Origin of the sequence: Rathayibacter oskolensis, from assembly GCF_900177245.1 — a bacterium.
Lineage (GTDB): Bacteria > Actinomycetota > Actinomycetes > Actinomycetales > Microbacteriaceae > Rathayibacter > Rathayibacter oskolensis.
The window spans coordinates 1,274,596-1,294,017 of the sequence record NZ_FXBM01000001.1 but is presented as its reverse complement, the minus strand read 5'-3'; the positions used below and the strand labels follow the sequence as shown (position 1 = coordinate 1,294,017).

Genomic DNA, 19,422 nt, shown 5'->3' with positions numbered 1-19,422 from the left:
CACGTGCTCCGTCAGCCCGCCGGCGCCTCCACCCGCTGCCCGACCACGGCCGACACGCCGTCCTGGCGCATCGAGACGCCGTAGAGCGCGTCCGCGATCTCCATCGTGCGCTTCTGGTGGGTGATCACGATCAGCTGACTCGAGGTCCGGAGGTCCTGGAAGATGCTCAGGAGGCGCCCCAGGTTGGCGTCGTCCAGCGCCGCCTCCACCTCGTCCATGATGTAGAACGGGCTCGGCCGCGACTTGAAGATCGCGACCATGAAGGCCACCGCCGCGAGCGAGCGCTCGCCTCCCGAGAGCAGCGACAGCCGCTCGATCTTCTTGCCGGCCGGGCGCACCGCGACCTCGATGCCGGTGGTCAGCAGGTTGTCGGGGTCGGTCAGCCGGATGCTCCCCGTGCCGCCCGGGAAGAGCACCGGGAACACGTCGGCGAAGGCCGCCTGGGTGTCGTCGAAGGCCGAGGCGAACACGGTCTGCATGGTCTCGTCGAGCTCGTCGATGATCGTCAGCAGATCGCGGCGGGTGTCGGTGAGGTCGGTGAGCTGCTCCGTGAGGAAGAGGTGGCGCTGCTCGAGTGCGGCGAACTCCTCGAGGGCGAGCGGATTGACGCGGCCCAGCTGCGCGAGCTGCCTCTCGGCCTTCTCGAGGCGCCTGCGCTGCTCGTCGCGGACGAACGGCCGCGAGGGCGCCTCGTCGTCGGTCTCGTCGGGGACGGCCACCTCGGGGCCGTACTCGGCGACCAGCACGTCCTCGACCAGACCGAGCTCCGACCCCGCCCGCTCGAGCAGACCGGACAGCTGCAGGCGCTTCTCGTAGATCTGCAGCTCGAGTCCGTGCACGCTCTCGGTCACCGACTGGAGGCGGTCGCGGAGCGCCCCCTCCTCCCGCCGCAGCGCGTGGAGCTCCTCGTTCTGCTGCGACCGCGCGGCCTCGGCCTGCACCAGCTCGGCGCGGGCCTGCTGCACCGAGCGGTCGACGGAGGCGAGCACGGCCGGGATCGCGCCCGTCACGTCCGTGGCGGCCTCGAGACGACGGCGGCGGACCACAGCGCGTCGGGCGGCCTCGTCGGCGGCGGCCCTGTCGGCGGCGAGCTGGCGCTCGAGCGCCTCGCCGCGGGACTGCTCGGCCCGCACGCGCTCCTTGGCGGTCTCGACTCCGAGTCGCGCCTCGATCTCGCGCTCGCGAGCGGCGTCGACGTCGCGCTGGAGTCCGTCGCGCGCGCTCACGTCGAGGATCGGCCTCGGACGGGAGCGCGCGACGTCGAGCTCGCTCTTCGCCTTCTGGGCGGCGCGCTCCGCATCGCCGACCCGCTCGGAGGCGATCGCGAGCGCCTTCTCGCCGCGTCCGTGCTCGCCGGCCGCCGCCTCGAGTTGAGCGCGCACGCGCCCGAGCCGCTCGGTGTGCGCGGCTCGCGCCGCGTCGTGCTCGCGCAGCGCCGAGAGGGCGGCGCGCGACTGCTCCTTCGCCCCCGTGAGCGCCCCCGTCTGCTCGGCGAGCTCGAAGCGGAGGCGGTCGATGCTCCCCTCGACCTCGTCGAGTCGGCGCGCCGCGGAGTCGCGATCGGAGACGAGCTCGAGTCGGCTGCGCTGGCCGCCGGATCCGCCGCTCAGGACGACGTCGGAGAGCACCGCGCCGTCGCGGGTGACCACGGTGACGGGGTGGGCTCCTCCGGCGAGCGCCGGCCAGACCCGTCGCGCCGCGTCGAGATCGTCGACGACGACGATCTGCTCGAGGAGCGCGAGAACGCCCGCCGGGGCGGTGACGACGTCGCCCGCGCGGACCGCGCCCGCCGGCACGGCCAGCTCGAGCGGTCGACGCGACGCGTCTGCGATGAGGAGCTCCACCCGGCCGAGCTCGCGTCGGGCCGCCTCGTCGAGCGCGGCCTCGGCGGCGTCGGCGGTGAAGGCGAGGACGGCGTCGGCGGCGGCCCCGAGCGCTGCGGCGATCGCGGCCTCGTAGCCGGCGCGCACCTGGATGCGCTCCGCCACGCGCGCGCCGATGCCGTCGAGTCGGAGGCCCATGAGCTCCGCCGACCCGTCGGAGACGTCGAGGGCGAGCGAGAGCGCGCTCCTGCGCGCGGCCAGCGCATCGCGCTCGCGCTCGAGCGTGTGCAGCTCCTCGCGGAGCCGCTCGATCTCGCCCTCCGCCTCGAAGACCGCCGACTGCGCGAGCTCGTAGCTCTCGTCGAGGGAGGCGTCCGTGCCGCCGCCTGCCTCCCCGATCTCGTCCTCGAGGGCGTCGAGCTGCCGCTGGGCCGACTCCCTGCGCTGCACCGCGGAGTCGAGCGTGTTCTGCGCGCGCAGGACCTCGCCGCGGACCGCCGCCAGCCGGGAGGCGGCCGTGTCGGCCTGACCGGTGAGCTTCGAGATCTCGAGGTCGTGACGCGAGACCAGGGCCGACTGCGCCGAGATCTCCTCGTCGACGGCGTCCAGCGCCCGTCGGGCCCGGAGGGTCGCCTGCTGCGACGCGGTCCACGCCGCCTCGGCGTCGAGCACGGCCTGCCGCAGCCGGTCCAGCTCGTCGCGCGCCTCCTCGAGCATCGCCGGGGTGACGCGGGGCTCTGCCGACGGCCGCTCCTCCTCTGCTTCGAGCAGGGCGAGGCGCTGGCCCGCGAGTGCGGAGAGGTTGCGCAGCCGCTCCTGCACCGACTCGAGCTCGAACGTCGTGCGCCGGGCGTCGTCGACCGCGTCGCCGACCATCGCGGACTCGATGCGCGCCATCCGCAGCGTCGACTGCTCGAGCCTCTCCTGCAGCACGATGCGCTCACTGTGCCGCTCGCTCTCGGAGCGGGCGAAGCCGTCGAGCGCGGTGCGGAGGGTCACCACGTCGTCGGCGAGGAGGCGGGCGCGCGCGTCGCGGACGACTGCGGCGATCGTCTGCGCCTGGCGTGCCACCTCCGCCTGCCGCCCCAGGGGCTTCAGCTGGCGCCGGATCTCACCGGCGAGATCGGAGAGCCGCGTCAGGTTCGCCTGCATGGCGTCGAGCTTGCGGAGGGTCTTCTCCTTGCGGCGGCGGTGCTTGAGGATCCCGGCGGCCTCCTCGATGAAGCCGCGGCGCTCCTCCGGGGTCGCGTGCAGCACCGCGTCGAGCTGGCCCTGTCCGACGATGACGTGCATCTCGCGGCCGAGCCCGGAGTCGCTCAGCAGCTCCTGAACGTCGAGGAGCCGGCACGAGCGGCCGTTGATCGCGTACTCGCTGCCGCCGTTGCGGAACAGCGTGCGCGTGATCGTCACCTCGGTGTACTCGATCGGCAGGGCGCCGTCGGCGTTGTCGATGGTGAGCGCGACCTCCGCACGGCCGAGCGGCCCGCGGGTGGAGGTGCCGGCGAAGATGACGTCCTCCATCTTGCCGCCGCGGAGGGTCTTCGCACCCTGCTCCCCCATCACCCAGGCGAGAGCGTCGACGACATTGCTCTTGCCCGAGCCGTTCGGGCCCACGACGCAGGTGACTCCGGGCTCGAAGGCGAACGTGGTCGGCTGAGCGAAGGACTTGAACCCCTTGAGGGTCAGGCTCTTCAGATACACCCGCCCGCCTCGCTCCCGGTCGAAAACGCTTCCTACGGTAGTCGACGGTGCCGCTCCGGCCCGGGAGGCGGGCGCGCTCTCCTCACGGCGACCGGTCGATCCGGCACGAACGCCCCGACGGACGGAGTCGAGCGGGCCGTCTGCGCCAGATCGATCGGCCGGTCGGCGTGCAGACTGGACGGGTGACTCGCACCCCGCCGCTCCGGATCCGCGCTCTCGCGATCCCGGAGCGCCCCGGCGCCGCCGGCTGGGACGACTTCGTGGCACTGACCGCGATCGGGAACGCCGTCGAGGCCGAGGGCACGGGGACCGACGAGCTCGGCTATCCGCCCGAGACGAACCTCGGGGAGTGGCAGCAGCTCGACTTCTCCCCCCGGCGCGCGTACCTGGCCGAGGCCGGCGGGCGCGCCGTCGGCAGCGGCGAGCTGCACTGGAGCGCGGAGCCGGGGGACGACGCCGCGTGGCTGTCGCTCGCGGTGCTCCCCGACGAGCGCCGTCAGGGCGTCGGCACAGCGCTGCTCGAGCGGCTCAGCGCGGACGCCGTCGGGCTCGGCCGGCGGGTGCTGCAGACCTGGACGGCGCACCGGGCCGACGCGCCGGGCGACCGGCTCGAGCCGCTGTCGGGTGCCGGCTCCGTCCCCTCCGACGACCCCGGCACGCGCTGGCTCGTGGCGCGGGGGTGGGCGCTCGAGCAGGTCGAGCGCGTGAGCGTCGTCCGGCTCCCCCTCGATCCGATCGAGACCGAGGAGCGGCGCCGCGCGGCCGTCGTGCACGCCGAGGGCTACGAGGTGCTGCACTGGCACGGCGCGACTGGGGAGGAGTGGATCGACGACCTGCTCCGCCTCCGCTCCGCGATGTCGATCCAGGCGCCGACCGCCGGGCTGTCGGTGACGGAGGAGACCTGGACCCGCGAGCGCCTCCTCGCCCACGAGCGCGGCGCCGCTGCCGGTGGGCGGATCGAGCTCGTCTCCGCCGCCCTGCACCGTGCCAGCGGCCGGCTGGCGGGCTACTGCACGATCGACGTGCTCCCCGGCCGGCCCGCTCTCTGGGGCGACACGCTCGTCGTGCCGGAGCACCGGGGTCACCGGCTCGGGATGCTCCTCAAGCTCGACGCGCTCGAGCACCTCTCGGCGACGGCGCCCGGGTGCCCGGCCGTCTACACCTGGAACGCGGAGGAGATCCGGCCGATGCTCTCGGTGAACGAGTCGGTCGGGTTCACCGCCGTCGCCCTCGAGGGCCAGTGGAAGAAGGTCCTCTCATGACGACGCCGACCGAGCCCGGGGCTCCCCTCGATGCGCACGAGCGCGAGCGCTTCGCCCGTCAGATCCGGCTCTCGCCGTTCGGGGAGGCGGGGCAGCGTCGGCTGCGGAACGCTCGGGTGCTGGTGCTCGGAGCGGGCGGGATCGGCTCGCCGGTGATCACGGCGCTCGCCGCTGCGGGAGTCGGGCGGCTGGGGATCGTCGACTCCGATGTCGTCGAGCCCTCGAACCTCGCCCGGCAGACCGCGCACGACAGCGACTCCCTCGGGCGGTCGAAGGCGGAGTCCGCGGCCGACACCGCGCGCCGCCTCTCGCCCGGGATCGACGCGCGCGCCTACTCCGTCGCGTTCACCTCGGCGAACGCCGACGAGCTGGTCTCGGGCTGGGACGTCGTGGTCGACGGGTTCGACACCTTCGGGTCGCGCTACCTCGCGTCAGACGCGACCACCCGCGCCGGGGTGCCGCACGTCTGGGGGTCGGCGCTCGGCTTCGACGGGCAGCTCTCCACGTTCTGGTCGGACGCTCCGGGCGGAGGCGTCACGCTGCGGGCCCTGCATCCCGAAGCGGAGGACTCCGCCGACAGCTGCGCGAGCGTCGGGGTGCTCGGGACGCTGTGCGCGACCATCGGGTCGGCGATGGCGAGCGAGGTCGTGAAGCTGGTCACCGGCGTGGGCGAGCCGCTGTTCGGGCGGGTCGTGGTGCACGACGCCCTCGACGGCAGCTGGGCCACGCTGCCGCTGGCCCGTTCGGTTCCTCCCGTTCCGCGCGTCGCCGCCGCGGCCGGGTCCGTGACGGCGGCCGAGCTGCGCGAGCGGCTCGCGGGGCCGAATCCGCCGACCGTCGTGGATCTGCGAGAGGACGACGAGGACCGCACGACCACCGTGCCGGGGGCGGTGCGGATGCCGATGTCGCGGTTCGACCCGGCGTCACTGCCGGCGGGGCCCCTGGTGCTGCACTGCGCCTCCGGGGTGCGCTCGCGGATCGCGGCCGATCGTGCGGCGGCGGCGGGGATCGCGGCTGACTCGCTGGTCGGCGGAGCGGCGGCCTGGGGGCGCTGACCGCGTCGCTTCGTGGGGAGGTTGCGGTCACTGCAGTGCACGTGCGCCGACCCGTAGTGGCGAGCGGTGAGCCTCAGCCGCCCGCGAACGGAGGCAGCACGTCGACCGCGGCGTCCGCGGCGAGCGGCGTCGCGCGGTCCGTCGTCGACACTCCGCCCACGAGGTAGGTGCACCGGGCGAGCACGTCCTCGGCGCCGGGCGCGGAGGCGACCAGTCGCGCCTCCAGATCGGCCACGTCGGTCACGCCCTCGAAGTCGTCCGACGCGCGGCCGAGAGCCGCCTTCGCCGCGGCGAAGTAGCGGACCCGCACGCTCATCCGCCGATCGCGCTCATGGTGCGATCGGGCTGCACGAAGCCGACGCGGTTCATCTCGTGGCCGGCGGGCTTCGCCCACATGGCCCCGCGCCACAGCTGCGCGACCTCGTGGTCGTCGGCGCCGGCACGCATCGGTCCGAGCAGGTCGGTCTCGTCGTTCGAGAAGAGGCAGCTGCGCACGCCGCCCTCGGCCGTCAGTCGCGTGCGCCGGCAGTCGTCGCAGAACGGCTCAGTGACGGAGGCGATGATGCCCACCTGGCCGAGGACCGGCCCGTCGGGCGCTCCCGCCTCGCGCACGTCGAACAGCTCAGCCGGGGCGCCGTCGCGGGGGGCGGGGTGCGCAGTGAGGGCGAAGCGCTCCGAGAGGATCGCGCGGATTCCCGCGGCCGTGATCATGGTCGAGCGGTCCCAGCCGTGGTCGGCGTCGAGGGCCATCTGCTCGATGAAGCGCAGCTGGTGGCCGCCGGCGAGCGCCCACGCGAGCAGGTCGGGCGCCTCCTGGTCGTTGATGCCCGGGAGGAGCACCGCGTTGATCTTGGTCTGCGCGAGGCCCGCGGGCCCGAGGGCGTCGATGCCGGCGAGCACGCGATCGAGGAACGGCCGGCGCGTGACCTTCGCGAAGGTCTCGGCGCAGATCGAGTCGAGCGAGACGTTGACGCGGTTCAGGCCCGCCGCGGCGAGCGCCTCCGCACGGCCCGAGAGGCCGATCGCGTTGGTGGTCAGCGAGATCTCCGGGCGCGGCACCAGCGCGGCGACGTCGCGGATGATGTCGACGAGGTCCTTCCGCAGCAGCGGCTCGCCGCCCGTGAAGCGGATCTGGCGGACGCCGAACTGCTCGACCGCGATCCGCGCGAGGCGCACGATCTCGTCCCGGGTGAGCAGCGAGGCCGGAGGCAGGAACGGCAGTCCCTCGGCCGGCATGCAGTAGGTGCAGCGCAGGTTGCACTTGTCGGTGAGCGAGATGCGCAGGTCGTCGGCGACGCGCCCGTAGGTGTCGAGCAGCAACGGCGTGGCCGGTCGATCGGCGGGGAGGACGGAGCCGGACTGCCGGGGCCGGAAGCCGGGGATCCCGAGTGCTGTGCTCATCCCGACAGACTACGCGCCGGATCGGCGCGCGACCCGGCAGGATGGACACCGGTCCCGCCTCCCGTCGGGGCGAGCGCCGGAGAGGACGCGATGACGTCGATCGACATGCACGCCGCCCGGGTCCGCGCCCTCCTCGCGCCTCTCGCGGAGCGCGGCGCTCACGAGACGCTGCCGCTGGACCCGTCGTCGGTCGCGGCGGATCCCGGCGCCTACGACCGCCGCGTGCTGGCGCGGTCGGTCCCTGCCCCGCTCGACCTGCCCCGCTTCGACAACTCGCAGATGGACGGCTTCGCCGTGCGGGCGGCCGATCTCGACCGGGCGGCGCCCGATGCGCCGGTCGTGCTGCCGGTCGTCGCGCCGATCCCCGCCGGCGACCGGGCACCGCGGCTCGAGCCGGGCACCACTGCTCCGATCATGACCGGCTCGCCCCTCCCCTCCGGTGCGGACGCCGTCGTGCCCGTCGAGCGGGTCGACCCGCCGCGGTTCCCCGGCGCCGACGCCGCCGACGCCCGGGTGGCGTTCTCGGGCCCCGTGGTCGCCGCGACGTTCGTGCGCGCCCGCGGCAGCGACGCCCGGAGCGGCGATCTCGTACTTCCCGCCGGCACGGTCCTGCGCGCGGCGCACTACGGCCTCCTCGCCTCCCTCGGGCTCACCGAGGTCGAGGTGCTCCCCCGACTCCGCGTGCTCGTGGTCCCGACGGGCCACGAGATCCGGCCTGCCGGAGCCGTCCTCGAGGACGCGCAGATCTACGACGCGAACGGCTCCCTGCTCGCCGAGGCCGTCCGCGAGGCCGGAGCCCTCCCGATCGTCGCGCCGTGCACGAGCGACCGCGCCGAGGAGCTCCTCGCACTCCTCGAGGAGCACGCCGCGGAGGCCGACCTGGCCGTGACCGTCGGCGGAGTCAGCGCGGGCGCCTACGAGGTCGTTCGCGACGCCCTCGGGCCGGCGGGCTCGGAGTTCGGCCACGTCGCCATGCAGCCGGGCGGCCCCCAGGGGCTCGGCCTCGTGCGCATGCCCGACGGCGCGCACCTCCCGATCGTCTCGCTGCCCGGCAACCCGGTGAGTGCGCTGGTGTCGTTCGAGGTCTTCCTCCGCCCTGTGCTGCGCTCGCTCGCCGGCCGATCGCCCGCCGAGCGTCCGCGGCTGCGGGCCCGGCTCGGCGCGGCTCTCGACTCCCCTGCGCACCTGCACCAGATCCGCCGCGGGGTCCTCGACGACGAGGGCCTCGTGCATCCGGTCGGGGGGCCGAGCTCGCACCTTCTCGCGTCCTACGCACGGTCCACCGTGCTCATCCACGTCCCGGTCGGGACGGAACGCGCAGCGACCGGCGACACGGTCCAGATCTGGAGGATCGATGACTGAGGGCGGCGAACTCACCCACGTCCGCGGCGACGGGGCCGTGCACATGGTCGACGTCGGGGGCAAGGAGGTGACCTCGCGCACCGCCGCGGCCGAGGGGTTCGTCGTGACGACGCCGGAGGTCGTGCGGCTGCTCGCGCAGGGCGAGCTGCCCAAGGGCGAGGCTCTCGGAGTCGCCCGCATCGCGGGGATCATGGGCGCGAAGGCCACCTCGACGCTCATCCCGCTCTGCCACCCGCTCGCCCTCGACGGCGTCGACATCGATCTCGAGCCCCTGGGCGACCGGGTGCGGATCGAGGCGCGGGTGCGCACCAGCGGTCGCACCGGAGTCGAGATGGAGGCTCTCACCGCCGTGACCGTCGCCGCTCTGACCGTCTACGACATGCTCAAGGCGGTCGACCGCTCCGCCGTGATCACCGAGGTGCGGGTGCTCGCGAAGTCGGGCGGACGCAGCGGTTCGTGGAGCGCCCGGTGACGCGGCGGGCCGTCGCGGTGGTCGCCTCCACCCGGGCCGCCTCCGGCGTGTACGAGGATCGCACGGGGCCGGCCCTGCTGACCTGGTTCGAGGGCCGGGGCTGGAGCGGCAGCGTCGTCGTGGTCGCCGACGGCGATGCGGTGGGCGAGGCGATCTCGGACGCGATCGCCTCCGGAGTCGACGTGGTGATCACGACCGGCGGGACGGGAGTCGCTCCGAGCGACGTCACGCCCGAGCAGACGGCGCCCCTGATCGAGCGCGTCCTGCCGGGGCTGGCCGAGGCTATCCGGGCGAAGGGCGCGGCGCACGTGCCGACCGCCGTCCTCAGCAGGGGCACGGCCGGAGTCGCCGGCTCGAGCGTCGTGGTGAACCTCCCGGGCTCGCCCGGCGGGGTCCGCGACGGGATCGACGTGCTCGATCCGATCATCGGGCACCTGCTCGACCAGCTCGGAGGCGGCGATCATGCCCGCTGATCCGGTCGCCCTCGCGCGCCTCTCGGTCGAGCCGATCACGGTCGACGAGTGCGAGCACGCGGTCGACTCCCCCGCGCACGGCGCCGTCGTGACGTTCGCCGGAGTCGTCCGCGATCACGACGAGGGGCGCGGGGTGGTGCGGCTGAACTACGAGGCGCACCCGGACGCGCCCGCCGCGCTGCTCGCCTCCGCCCGGCGGATCACGGAGCGCTTCCCGGAGGTGCGGGTGGCCGCGGTGCACCGGGTCGGCGATCTCGTGGTCGGCGATCTGGCGCTCGCCTGCGCGGTCGCCTCCCCGCATCGCGCGGCCGCCTTCGAGGCGTGCGCGGCGCTCGTCGACGACATCAAGGCGACGGTGCCGATCTGGAAGGAGCAGTCGTTCGTGGACGGCAGCTCGGAGTGGGTCGCGTCGCTCGGCTGACGACCGGCGGGCGAGGCGACCCGGTGCGGCACTGGCGGATCCGCCAGCGTTCCGACGCCTCCGAGTGGGATGCGCCGAGCACGGGTAACACGGGCGTCACACGTGTGGGGTTCACTGGAGGGGCGCGCCGTTCGCGCGCACGGTCGAGAGGTGCGGCATGGACCTGAACACGATCCAGCGCGTGCGGGTCGTGCGCGAGCGCGCCGAGCTGGCCGCGATGGGCGAGCGCACCGCGGTGATCGGAGGCGGCTCCTGGGTCTTCTCCCTCCCGCACGACCACCTCGACGAGCTGCTCGACCTCCAGGGGTTCGGCTGGGAGCCGATCGTCGAGTCGCCGGAGGGGCTCTCCGTCGCCGCGACCTGCACGCTCGCCGAACTGGCGGGGATGCGCGACAGCGGCAGGCCGTCGCACCCGCTCTTCTTCCAGTGCTGCACGGCGCTCCTGGGCTCCTTCAAGATCTGGAACACGGCGACCGTCGGCGGCAACATCGCCAACGCCCTCCCGGCCGGCCCGATGATCAGCCTCGCCTCCGCGCTCGACGCCCGCGCGCTGATCTGGCGCGCCGACGGCTCCGACGAGCTCGTCCCGGTGGCCGAGCTCGTGACGGGCGACATGACCACGACCCTCGGGCACGGCGACGTGATCCGCTCGATCGAGTTCCCGCTGCGGGCCCTGGAGGCTCGGACCGCGTTCCGCAAGATCGCGCTGTCGCCGCTCGGCCGCTCCGGAGCCGTCGTCATCGGGCGACTCGACGTCGACGGGGCGTTCGTCCTCTGCGTGTCCGCAGCGACCGTCCGGCCCGAGGTGCTGCGGTTCGCCGCGGCACCCACCGCCGACGAGCTCGCCTCCGGCATCGACGCCGTCGCGAGCTGGTTCACCGATCCGCACGGCGCCGCCGACTGGCGTCACGGGGTCGTGCTCGTCCTGGCCGAGCAGATCCGCCGAGAGCTCGGAGGGAGCGGCGCATGAGATTCACCGTCAACGGCGAGCAGGTCGACGCGTCCCCGCGGCCCGGTCAGGTGCTGCGCACGCTGCTGCGCGACCACGAGCACTTCGAGGTCAAGAAGGGCTGCGACGCCGGCGACTGCGGCGCCTGCGCGGTGCTCGTCGACGGCACGCCGTTCCACTCCTGCATCTACCCCGCCCACCGGGTCGAGGGGCGCGAGGTGACCACCGCCTCCGGCCTCGGCACACCGGAGGAGCCGGGCGCCGCCCAGCAGGCGTTCGTCGACTCCGCCGCGTTCCAGTGCGGCTTCTGCACCGCGGGCATGGTCGTCACGGCCGCCGCGATCGAGGGGGCGCGCCTCGAGGACGTCCCGCGGCTGATGAAGGGCAACCTCTGCCGGTGCACCGGCTACCGCCCGATCCGCGAGGCGGTGACGCGGGTCGCCTGCGAGCACCCGCCCGCGCCGAGCGGTCTCGCCCCCGTGCGCCGCACCGGTCGGCCCACCGCCGAGGAGTCGCGGGTCGGCCGCTCGCTCGGCGCCCCCGCCGGTCGGCGCATCGTCTCGGGCCGGGAGCCCTACACGCTCGACGTCGCCGTCCCCGGCCTGCTGCACCTGAAGGTCCTGCAGAGCCCGCACGCCCACGCGCGGATCCTCTCCATCGACACGCGGGCGGCCGAGCGGCTGCCCGGCGTCGTCGCGGTGCTGACCGCCGCCGACGTCCCCGACATCCTGTACTCGACGGCCCGCCACGAGTCGCGACTCGACGACCCCGACGACACCCGGATGCTCGACACGGTCGTGCGGTTCCGCGGCCAGCGCGTCGCCGTGGTGGTCGCCGAGTCGGTCGGCCAGGCCGAAGCCGCCTGCCGCGCGATCGACGTCGAGTACGAGCTGCTGCCCGCCGTGTTCGACCCGGAGCTGGCGCGCACAGCAGGCGCCCCCCTCCTGCACGGCGACAAGGATCCGATCGCCTCGCGCATCGCGAAGCCGGAGTCGAACGTCGTCGCCGAGCTGCACGGCGAGTACGGCGACGTGACCCGCGGACTCGCCGAGGCCGACGTGGTCATCGAGGGCCGGTGGTCGACGTCCCGGGTCGCGCACACCGCGCTCGAGACGCACGGCACCATCGGCTGGCTCGAGGGCGACGAGCTCGTGCTGCGCACCTCGACCCAGGTGCCCTTCCTCGTCCGCGACGAGATCGCGCGCATCTTCGACCGCGACCCCTCGACGGTGCGGGTCTTCACGGCCCGGGTCGGCGGCGGTTTCGGCGGCAAGCAGGAGATCCTCACCGAGGACGTCGTCGCGCTGGCGGTGCTGGCCACCGGGCGACCGGTGCAGTTCGAGTTCACCCGCAGCGACGAGTTCACGATGGCGCCCTGCCGGCACCCGATGCGGGTGGGGGTGACGCTCGGAGCCCGCCGCGACGGACGGCTGACGGCGATGAGCGTCGACGTCCTCTCGGACACCGGCGCCTACGGCAATCACGGCCCGGGAGTCATGTTCCACGGCACCTCGGAGTCGGTCGCCACCTACTCCGCCCCGAACAAGCGCGTCGACGCCCAGGCGGTCTACACGAACAACATCCCCTCCGGCGCCTTCCGCGGCTACGGCCTGGGGCAGGTGATCTTCGGCATCGAGTCGGCGATGGACGAGCTCGCCGGGAAGCTCGGCATCGACCCGTTCGAGCTGCGGCGGATCAACGCCGTCCGCCCGGGCGACGAGCTCGTCGTCACACACGTCGAGGGCGACGACATCGGCTTCGCCTCCTACGGACTCGACCAGTGCCTCGATCTGACCGAGGCGGCGCTCCTGCGCGGGCGCGCCGAGGCGACGCCCGACGGGACCGACTGGCGAGTGGGAGAGGGCATGGCGGTCGCGATGATCGCCACGGTCCCGCCGCGCGGCCACTTCTCGGAGGCGACGGTGACGGTCGACGCGGAGGGCCTGCTCACGATCGGGGTCGGCACCGCGGAGTTCGGCAACGGCACGACCACGGTCCACACGCAGCTCGTCGCGAGCGCGTTCGGAGCCTCGGCCGACCGGGTGCGGATCCGCCAGTCGGACACGGACGCCGCCCGCTACGACACCGGCGCCTTCGGCAGCGCGGGCACGGTGGTCGCGGGGAAGGCGGTCTACAGCGCGGCGGTGCGCCTGCTCGCCGAGCTCCGCTCCCTCGCCAAGCGGATCACCGGGCACGACGGCGGCGAGTTCGAGCCCGACGACGAGGGACTCGTCGCCGAGGACGGGACCCGGGTGTCGTACGGCGACCTCGCCCGTGCGGCCGGGGGCCCCATCACGGCCACCGGGACCGAGGACGGCGCTCAGCGCTCGCTCGCGTTCAACGTGCAGGGGTTCCGCGTGGCGGTGCACGTGCCGACGGGCGAGATCCGGATCCTGCAGTCGGTGCAGTCGGCCGACGCCGGCTTCGTCATCAACCCGGCCCAGTGCCGCGGCCAGGTCGAGGGCGGGGTCGCGCAGGCGATCGGCTCGGCTCTCTACGAGGAGATGATCCTCGACGACGAGGGCACCGTCACGACGACGATCCTCCGCAACTACCACATCCCGCAGATGGCCGACGTGCCGACGACCGAGGTGCTCTTCGCCGAGACGGCCGACGAGCTCGGGCCGTTCGGCGCGAAGTCGATGAGCGAGGCGCCCTACAACCCGGTCGCGCCGGCCCTGGCCAACGCCGTCCACGCCGCCATCGGCGTGCGTCCGCACGAGCTGCCTCTCTCACGCGACCGCATCTGGCGGCTGCTGCACCCCGACGCGGCGCCGATCCGCACGGTCCCGGCGCAGGCACCGCAGGGCTGAGCGGGCGGACCGGACCGAAGGAGTCGCGCGGCGGCGAGCCGACGGTGGATCTCGAGACGCCCGCTCCGCGGGCTGCTCGATCAGCGGCCCGCTCCCCTGCCTGCTGGTCGGGCAGCCGTGCAGCGGCGCATCGAGACCCGCCGTCAGACCCGCGACGCGAGCTCCGCGCTCGCGCTCGCGACCTCGCGCGCGATCGCGTCCTCGTCGGCGTTCACGAGCCGCCCCTCCGACACGGCGGGCCGCCCGTTCACGAGCAGCAGCGTGAGCGGCGGCTGCGAGCCGAGCGCGAGCGCGGCGACGGGATCCGCGATGCCCGCGTGCTCGATCCCGTCGACCCTCCAGAGCGCCAGGTCGGCGAGCTTGCCGACCTCGATCGAGCCGATCTCGTCCTGCCGTCCGAGCACCCTGGCGCCTCCGATCGTGGCCACCGAGAGCGCCTGCCGAGCGCTCATCCTGTCGGCGCCCGCGCGCAGCCGGTTCATCAGCACCGCCTCCCGGATCTCGATGCCGAGCTGCCCCGACTCGTTCGACGCCGAGCCGTCGACGCCCAGCCCGACCGGGGCACCGGCCGCGAGCAGCTGCGGGATGGGGGCGATGCCCGCCGCGAGCCGGCCGTTCGACGACGGGCAGTGCGCGACTCCCGTGCCCGTGGCCGCGAACTTGGCGATCGCGTCGTCGTCGAGGTGCACGCAGTGCGCCATCCAGACGTCGTCTCCGAGCCAGCCCAGCGACTCGAGGTAGTCGGTGGGCGACATCCCGAACGCCTCGCGGGTGTACGCGTCCTCCTCGATCGTCTCGGAGCAGTGCGTGTGCAGTCGCACGCCCAGCTGCCGGGCCAGGACCGCCGACTCCCGCAGCAGGTCCGGCGTCACCGAGAACGGCGAGCACGGCGCGATCGCGACCCGCACCATCGACTCGAAGGAGGCGTCGTGGTAGCGCTCGACCGCCGCGGCGCTCGCCTCCAGGGCCGCACCGGTCGTCTCGACGGCGAAGTCGGGCGGCAGGCCGCCCTGCGACTCGCCGAGGTCCATCGAGCCGCGGGTCGCGTGGAGGCGGAGCCCCAGGGTCGAGGCCGCGTCGACGATCCCGCCGACGATGTCGCCGGAGCCGCGCGGGAAGACGTAGTGGTGGTCGCCGACGGTGGTGCAGCCGGAGCGCGCGAGCACTCCCATGGCGCCGAGCGAGGCGGACCGGGTGAGGTCGGCGTCGATCCGCGACCAGGCCGGATACAGCGCCACCAGCCAGTCGAAGAGGATCGAGTCCTGCGCCCAGCCGCGCGTGAGCCACTGGTAGAGGTGGTGGTGCGTGTTCACGAGGCCCGGGGTCAGCAGGTGGCCGCGCCCGTCGACGCGGACGACCGTCACGGGTTCGGTCGCGGGGAGCCCCGTGGGCGCCCGCCCCTCGAGCGCCCAGGCAGGAGGCGCTCCCGCGCCGACCGCGGTGATCAGGTGGTCGTCGACGACGACGTGGCCGCCGGAGTGCTCGGTCCCTGCCGCGTCGACGGTCGCGACGTGGGCCCCGGTGATGATGTGACGCTGCATCCCCCGAGCATGCCAGCGCCGTGTTTCCCGGCCGTTTCCGACTCAGGGACGCGGTCGAGCGGGTCAGCCCGCCGCGTGGATCGGGCCGGTCCTGCCGGCGAGGGGGCTGCCCGACGCTCCCGCGCGCACCGCGAGCACCTCGGCGAGGATCGACACCGCCGTCTCCTCGGGGGTGGACGCGCCGATGTCGAGGCCGATCGGCGAGTGCAGCCGGGCGAGAGCCTCCTCGGCGACTCCCGCCTCCCTGAGGAGCCGCAGGCGCCGCTCGTGCGTGCGGCGCGACCCCATCGCCCCGACGTAGGCGACCGGCAGCGTGAGCGCCACCTCGAGCAACGGGATGTCGAACTTCTCGTCGTGGGTCAGCACGGCGATGACCGTGCGGGCGTCGACCGGGGTGACGCCGAGGTAGTCGGAGGGCCACTCCACCACCACCTCGTCGGCGGCGGGGAAGCGCTCGGCCGTGGCGAAGACGGGCCGCGCGTCGCACACCGTCACCCGGTAGCCGAGCAGCGACCCGGCCGCGCAGAGAGCGGCCGAGAAGTCGACGGCGCCGAAGACGATCAGGCGCGGCCTCTCGGCGGTCACGATGTAGGTGACCTCGAGTTCGACGCCCTGGCAGGTGATCTCGACGCTGTCGGAGCGGCCGGACAGCATGCGCGCCGCACGCTCGGCGAGGATCCTGCGCACCGTGTCGTCGTCGAGGAGCGGTCCGACCACGTCCTGCGCCCGCGTGGCGCCGGTGAGCACGAGCCCGACGAGCAGCTCCGGCCCGCCGACGATCATCGCCAGCCCGGCGGGTCGCCCCGCTCGCGCGGCGCGCAGCTCGGCGAGCACCGCGCCCGAGGTCGCGTCGACCGCGTGCCCGAAGACCCGCAGCTGCCCCCCGCACGACAGCCCAGCCGCGAACGCCGCCTCGTCGTCGAAACCGAAGTGCTCCGAGGCGCTCGCACCCGCGCCGAGCACCTCCTGCGCGAGCGCATAGGCCTGTGCCTCGACGCAGCCGCCCGAGATCGAGCCGATCGCCGCCCCCTCGACGTCGACCGCCATCGACGACCCGAGCGCCCGGGGCGCCGACCCGAAGACGTGCGTGACGGTGACGACCGCGACGCGCTCACCCGCCTCGACGCGCTCGAGGATCGGCACGGCGAGTTCGAGCACGGCGGCCTCCTCACGGGGCGGGCGGGAGGCGTCGCTGCCGGGGGCGCTGGAGCGGCCGGCGGGCGCTCACACGCAGGAAACATGCCGAGTATAGGGTCGATCCATGCCTTCCGACGCCCCCTCGCTCGACCTCGTGATCCGCTCCTCCGCCGTGCTGACCGAGAACGGCTGGCAGCCGGGCAGCGTCGCGATCGCGGAGGGGCTCATCGTGGCGGTCGGCGAGTTCGACGCCCCGTGGCAGACGGCCGAGGAGGTCGTGCTGCCCCAGGGCCAGGTGCTGATCCCCGGGGCGGTCGACACCCACGTGCACGTCAACGAGCCGGGGCGCACGGAGTGGGAGGGCTTCGCGTCGGCGACCCGCGCGGCCGCCGCCGGTGGGGTCACCACGATCATCGACATGCCGCTGAACTCGATCCCGCCGACGACCACCGTCGCGGGACTCGAGGCGAAGCGCGCGGCCGCCGCACCGCAGGCGCTGGTCGACGTCGGCTTCTGGGGCGGGGCGATCCCCGAGAACCTGGGCACCCTCCGCGAGCTGCACGACGCCGGCGTCTTCGGCTTCAAGTGCTTCCTGTCGCCGAGCGGTGTCGACGAGTTCCCGCACCTCAGCACCGAGCAGCTGTTCGAGGCGATGCGCGAGATCGCCGCCTTCGACGGTCTGCTGATCGTCCACGCCGAGGACCCGGGCGAGCTCGAGTCCAGCGCGAACGACGGAGGCGCCTCCTACGGCACCTTCGTCGACTCGCGTCCGCCCGCCTCCGAGAAGAGCGCGATCCTGCACGTGATCGAGGCGGTCCGCGAGACCGGAGGGCGGGCGCACATCCTGCACCTCTCCTCGGCCGACGCCCTCCCGCTGCTGCGCGAGGCGAAGGCCGAGGGGCTGCGGATCACGGCGGAGACCTGCCCGCACTACCTCACCTTCGACGCCGGATCGATCCCCGACGGCGCCACCGAGTTCAAGTGCTGCCCGCCCATCCGCGACGTGCGCAACCGAGAGCTGCTCTGGAAGGGGCTGCTCGACGGCGCCATCGACATCATCGCCTCCGACCACTCCCCCGCCACGGCCGAGCTGAAGTTCGCGCACGACGGCGACTTCGGGCTCGCCTGGGGCGGCATCTCGGGCCTCGAGCTCAGCTTCCGGGCGATCTGGACGGGGGCGCAGGAGCGCCGCATCCCGCTCGAGCAGGTCGTCGCGTGGATGTCGACCGGCACCGCCGCCTTCGCCGGGCTCGGCCAGAAGGGGCTGCTGCGCGCGGGGGCCGACGCCGACCTCGTCGCCTTCGATCCCGATGCGGAGTCGCGGGTCGACGTCGACGCGCTCGCCCACAAGAACAGGGTGTCGGCCTACGACGGCCGCGTCCTCCGCGGTGCCGTCGTGGCGACCTGGGTCGGCGGAGTCGCGGTGACCGCCTCGACGCAGGCGCCCGTCGGCCGCCTCCTCGACCGCCCCGCTCTCTGACCGCTGCCGCGAGAGGCCGCTCCGGCCCGCGGCGCACCGCCGGACGCGTCCCGGAGACGCGTCTCGAGAGTCGTGTTCCGGGCACGTTTCGGGTGTGTGAACTCGCGCGCTCCGCGGCGCTCGGGCGGGCGGATCGCACAAGACTGGCGGAGCGGCGCCGTCGTCTTCGGCGCATCGGGAGGCGCGGGCGGTGCACCCGCCGCGGCATCCTGGCAGACGGGCGACCGGACGCCCACCACCACCCGGACAGGAGCGGACATGTCGATCATCCTCGGAGACCACCAGTACGGGAAGGCCGAGAACCGCGTCGTCAGGATCTACCGCGACAGCCCGCGGCACGAGATCCACGACGTGAACGTGTCGACGGCGCTCCGCGGCGACTTCGAGGCGGCGCACCTCGAGGGCGACCAGTCGGCGGTCCTGCCCACCGATACGCAGAAGCAGACCGCCTACTCGTTCGCGAAGGAGAAGGGGCTGCGCTCGATCGAGGCCTACGGTCTCGAGCTGGCCCGCCACTTCGTCGACGGCTACGCGCCTGTGCACGGCGCCCGCATCGAGATCGAGGAGTTCGCCTGGGAGCGCGTCCTCGTCGACGGCGAGGAGCACGACCACACCTGGGTCCGCAAGGGCCAGGAGGTGCGCATCGCCTCCGTCACGGTCGAGGGCACCGGGGACGAGCAGCGCGTCTGGGTCACCGGCGGCTTCAAGGACCTGACGATCCTCAAGTCGACCGGCAGCGAGTTCCACGGCTTCCTCACCGACCCCTACACGGTGCTGCAGCCCACCAACGACCGGGTGATGGCGACCTCCCTGGTCGCCAAGTGGCGCTTCGCCCTCACCGAGGAGGAGCTCGCCGCGACAGACTGGGAGGGCCTGTACGCCGGGATCAAGGCGCTGATGATCAGCCGCTTCGCGACGGTGCACTCGCTCGCCCTGCAGCAGACGCTCTTCGAGATGGGCCGGGCCGTGCTCGAGCAGTTCCCGCAGCTCGTGGAGATCCGGCTCTCGGCGCCCAACAAGCACCACTTCGTCTACGACCTCTCGCCGTTCGGAGTCTCGAACGACAACGAGGTGTTCCACGCCGACGACCGCCCCTACGGGTTGATCCAGGCGAGCGTCACGCGCGACGACGCACCCGACGCCGGGCCCGCCTGGTACGCCTACACGGGTCTGGTGTGATCGCGGGCGGGCCTCGAGGGGTCCGCCGCGCGATCGCCGCCACTCCGGCGAGGGCTCGCGTGCGTGATCTGCAGGGGTCGCGGGTCCGATGTGCAGGGGTCGCGTCCGATCTGCAGGTGTTCCGGAGGGGAAGACCCTTTCCGCCGCTGGCGCGACGTGCGGTCGAACGGGCAGCAGCACCTGCAGATCGCGCGAGCACCTGCAGATCGCGCGAGCACCTGCAGATCGCGCGAGCGCCTGCAGATCGTGCGCGCGCCTGCAGATCGTGCGCGCGCCTGCAGATCGCGCGCGCGCCTGCAGATCGCGCGCGCGCCTGCAGATCGCGCACCGACCTGCGAGTCGCGCGGGCACCT

Annotated in this window: 15 protein-coding genes; 10 read left to right on the top strand and 5 right to left on the bottom strand. The window is 73.8% G+C overall.

The genetic code is table 11. The features are described from left to right. Positions 1 to 11 precede the first annotated feature (11 nt). A complete protein-coding gene (gene smc / locus B9Y99_RS06265) occupies positions 12 to 3,524 on the bottom strand; it encodes a chromosome segregation protein SMC (RefSeq protein ID WP_085475664.1) in 3,513 nt (1,170 codons plus the stop codon). Between the two features lie 182 nt (positions 3,525 to 3,706). Here smc and B9Y99_RS06260 point away from each other — a divergent pair, with 182 nt between their 5' ends. Beyond that, complete coding sequence (locus B9Y99_RS06260; RefSeq protein ID WP_165759550.1) at positions 3,707 to 4,786, top strand: GNAT family N-acetyltransferase; 1,080 nt, start codon at positions 3,707 to 3,709, stop codon at positions 4,784 to 4,786. After that, positions 4,783 to 5,841 (top strand): HesA/MoeB/ThiF family protein, encoded by a 1,059-nt coding sequence (locus B9Y99_RS06255; RefSeq protein WP_085475662.1) that lies wholly within the window; start codon positions 4,783 to 4,785, stop codon positions 5,839 to 5,841. Before B9Y99_RS06260 ends, B9Y99_RS06255 begins: the two co-directional genes overlap by 4 nt. Before the next feature lie 73 nt (positions 5,842 to 5,914). On the opposite strand, the gene B9Y99_RS06250 is transcribed toward B9Y99_RS06255, so the two are convergent. Beyond that, positions 5,915 to 6,157: a MoaD/ThiS family protein gene (locus B9Y99_RS06250; protein ID WP_085475661.1), complete on the bottom strand. Its 243-nt coding sequence runs from the start codon at positions 6,155 to 6,157 to the stop codon at positions 5,915 to 5,917. Next, the gene (moaA, locus tag B9Y99_RS06245; RefSeq protein WP_085475660.1) at positions 6,154 to 7,242 is read right to left on the bottom strand and encodes a GTP 3',8-cyclase MoaA; all 1,089 of its coding nucleotides are present in this window, start codon (positions 7,240 to 7,242) and stop codon (positions 6,154 to 6,156) included. Before moaA ends, B9Y99_RS06250 begins: the two co-directional genes overlap by 4 nt. 90 nt (positions 7,243 to 7,332) lie before the next feature. Between moaA and B9Y99_RS06240 the strand changes: the two genes are divergently transcribed. The 6 genes from B9Y99_RS06240 (at position 7,333) to B9Y99_RS06215 (ending at position 13,732) form a co-directional block, all read left to right on the top strand. Continuing rightward, the gene (locus B9Y99_RS06240) at positions 7,333 to 8,604 is read left to right on the top strand and encodes a molybdopterin molybdotransferase MoeA (protein WP_085475659.1); all 1,272 of its coding nucleotides are present in this window, start codon (positions 7,333 to 7,335) and stop codon (positions 8,602 to 8,604) included. Continuing rightward, positions 8,597 to 9,076: a cyclic pyranopterin monophosphate synthase MoaC gene (gene moaC / locus B9Y99_RS06235; protein WP_085475658.1), complete on the top strand. Its 480-nt coding sequence runs from the start codon at positions 8,597 to 8,599 to the stop codon at positions 9,074 to 9,076. Before B9Y99_RS06240 ends, moaC begins: the two co-directional genes overlap by 8 nt. After that, entirely contained in the window at positions 9,073 to 9,549 is a 477-nt protein-coding gene (locus B9Y99_RS06230) for a MogA/MoaB family molybdenum cofactor biosynthesis protein (RefSeq protein ID WP_085476277.1), read from the top strand. Before moaC ends, B9Y99_RS06230 begins: the two co-directional genes overlap by 4 nt. Beyond that, entirely contained in the window at positions 9,539 to 9,970 is a 432-nt protein-coding gene (locus B9Y99_RS06225) for a molybdenum cofactor biosynthesis protein MoaE (RefSeq protein ID WP_085475657.1), read from the top strand. The genes B9Y99_RS06230 and B9Y99_RS06225 overlap by 11 nt, the downstream gene beginning before the upstream one ends. Before the next feature lie 157 nt (positions 9,971 to 10,127). After that, positions 10,128 to 10,940, top strand: coding sequence for an FAD binding domain-containing protein (locus B9Y99_RS06220; RefSeq protein ID WP_085475656.1), 813 nt, complete (start codon positions 10,128 to 10,130; stop codon positions 10,938 to 10,940). Beyond that, positions 10,937 to 13,732, top strand: coding sequence for a molybdopterin-dependent oxidoreductase (locus B9Y99_RS06215; RefSeq protein WP_085475655.1), 2,796 nt, complete (start codon positions 10,937 to 10,939; stop codon positions 13,730 to 13,732). The genes B9Y99_RS06220 and B9Y99_RS06215 overlap by 4 nt, the downstream gene beginning before the upstream one ends. Before the next feature lie 143 nt (positions 13,733 to 13,875). Here B9Y99_RS06215 and B9Y99_RS06210 read toward each other — a convergent pair whose 3' ends face one another. Then, entirely contained in the window at positions 13,876 to 15,273 is a 1,398-nt protein-coding gene (locus B9Y99_RS06210) for an 8-oxoguanine deaminase (RefSeq protein ID WP_085475654.1), read from the bottom strand. 63 nt (positions 15,274 to 15,336) lie between these two features. Beyond that, a complete protein-coding gene (locus tag B9Y99_RS06205; protein WP_085475653.1) occupies positions 15,337 to 16,431 on the bottom strand; it encodes an XdhC family protein in 1,095 nt (364 codons plus the stop codon). A 103-nt stretch (positions 16,432 to 16,534) separates the two neighbouring features. On the opposite strand from B9Y99_RS06205, the gene allB reads away from it, so the two are divergent. Beyond that, positions 16,535 to 17,890, top strand: coding sequence for an allantoinase AllB (gene allB, locus B9Y99_RS06200; RefSeq protein WP_085475652.1), 1,356 nt, complete (start codon positions 16,535 to 16,537; stop codon positions 17,888 to 17,890). Between the two features lie 258 nt (positions 17,891 to 18,148). Beyond that, complete coding sequence (gene pucL / locus B9Y99_RS06195; protein ID WP_085475651.1) at positions 18,149 to 19,069, top strand: factor-independent urate hydroxylase; 921 nt, start codon at positions 18,149 to 18,151, stop codon at positions 19,067 to 19,069. Positions 19,070 to 19,422: the final 353 nt, after the last annotated feature.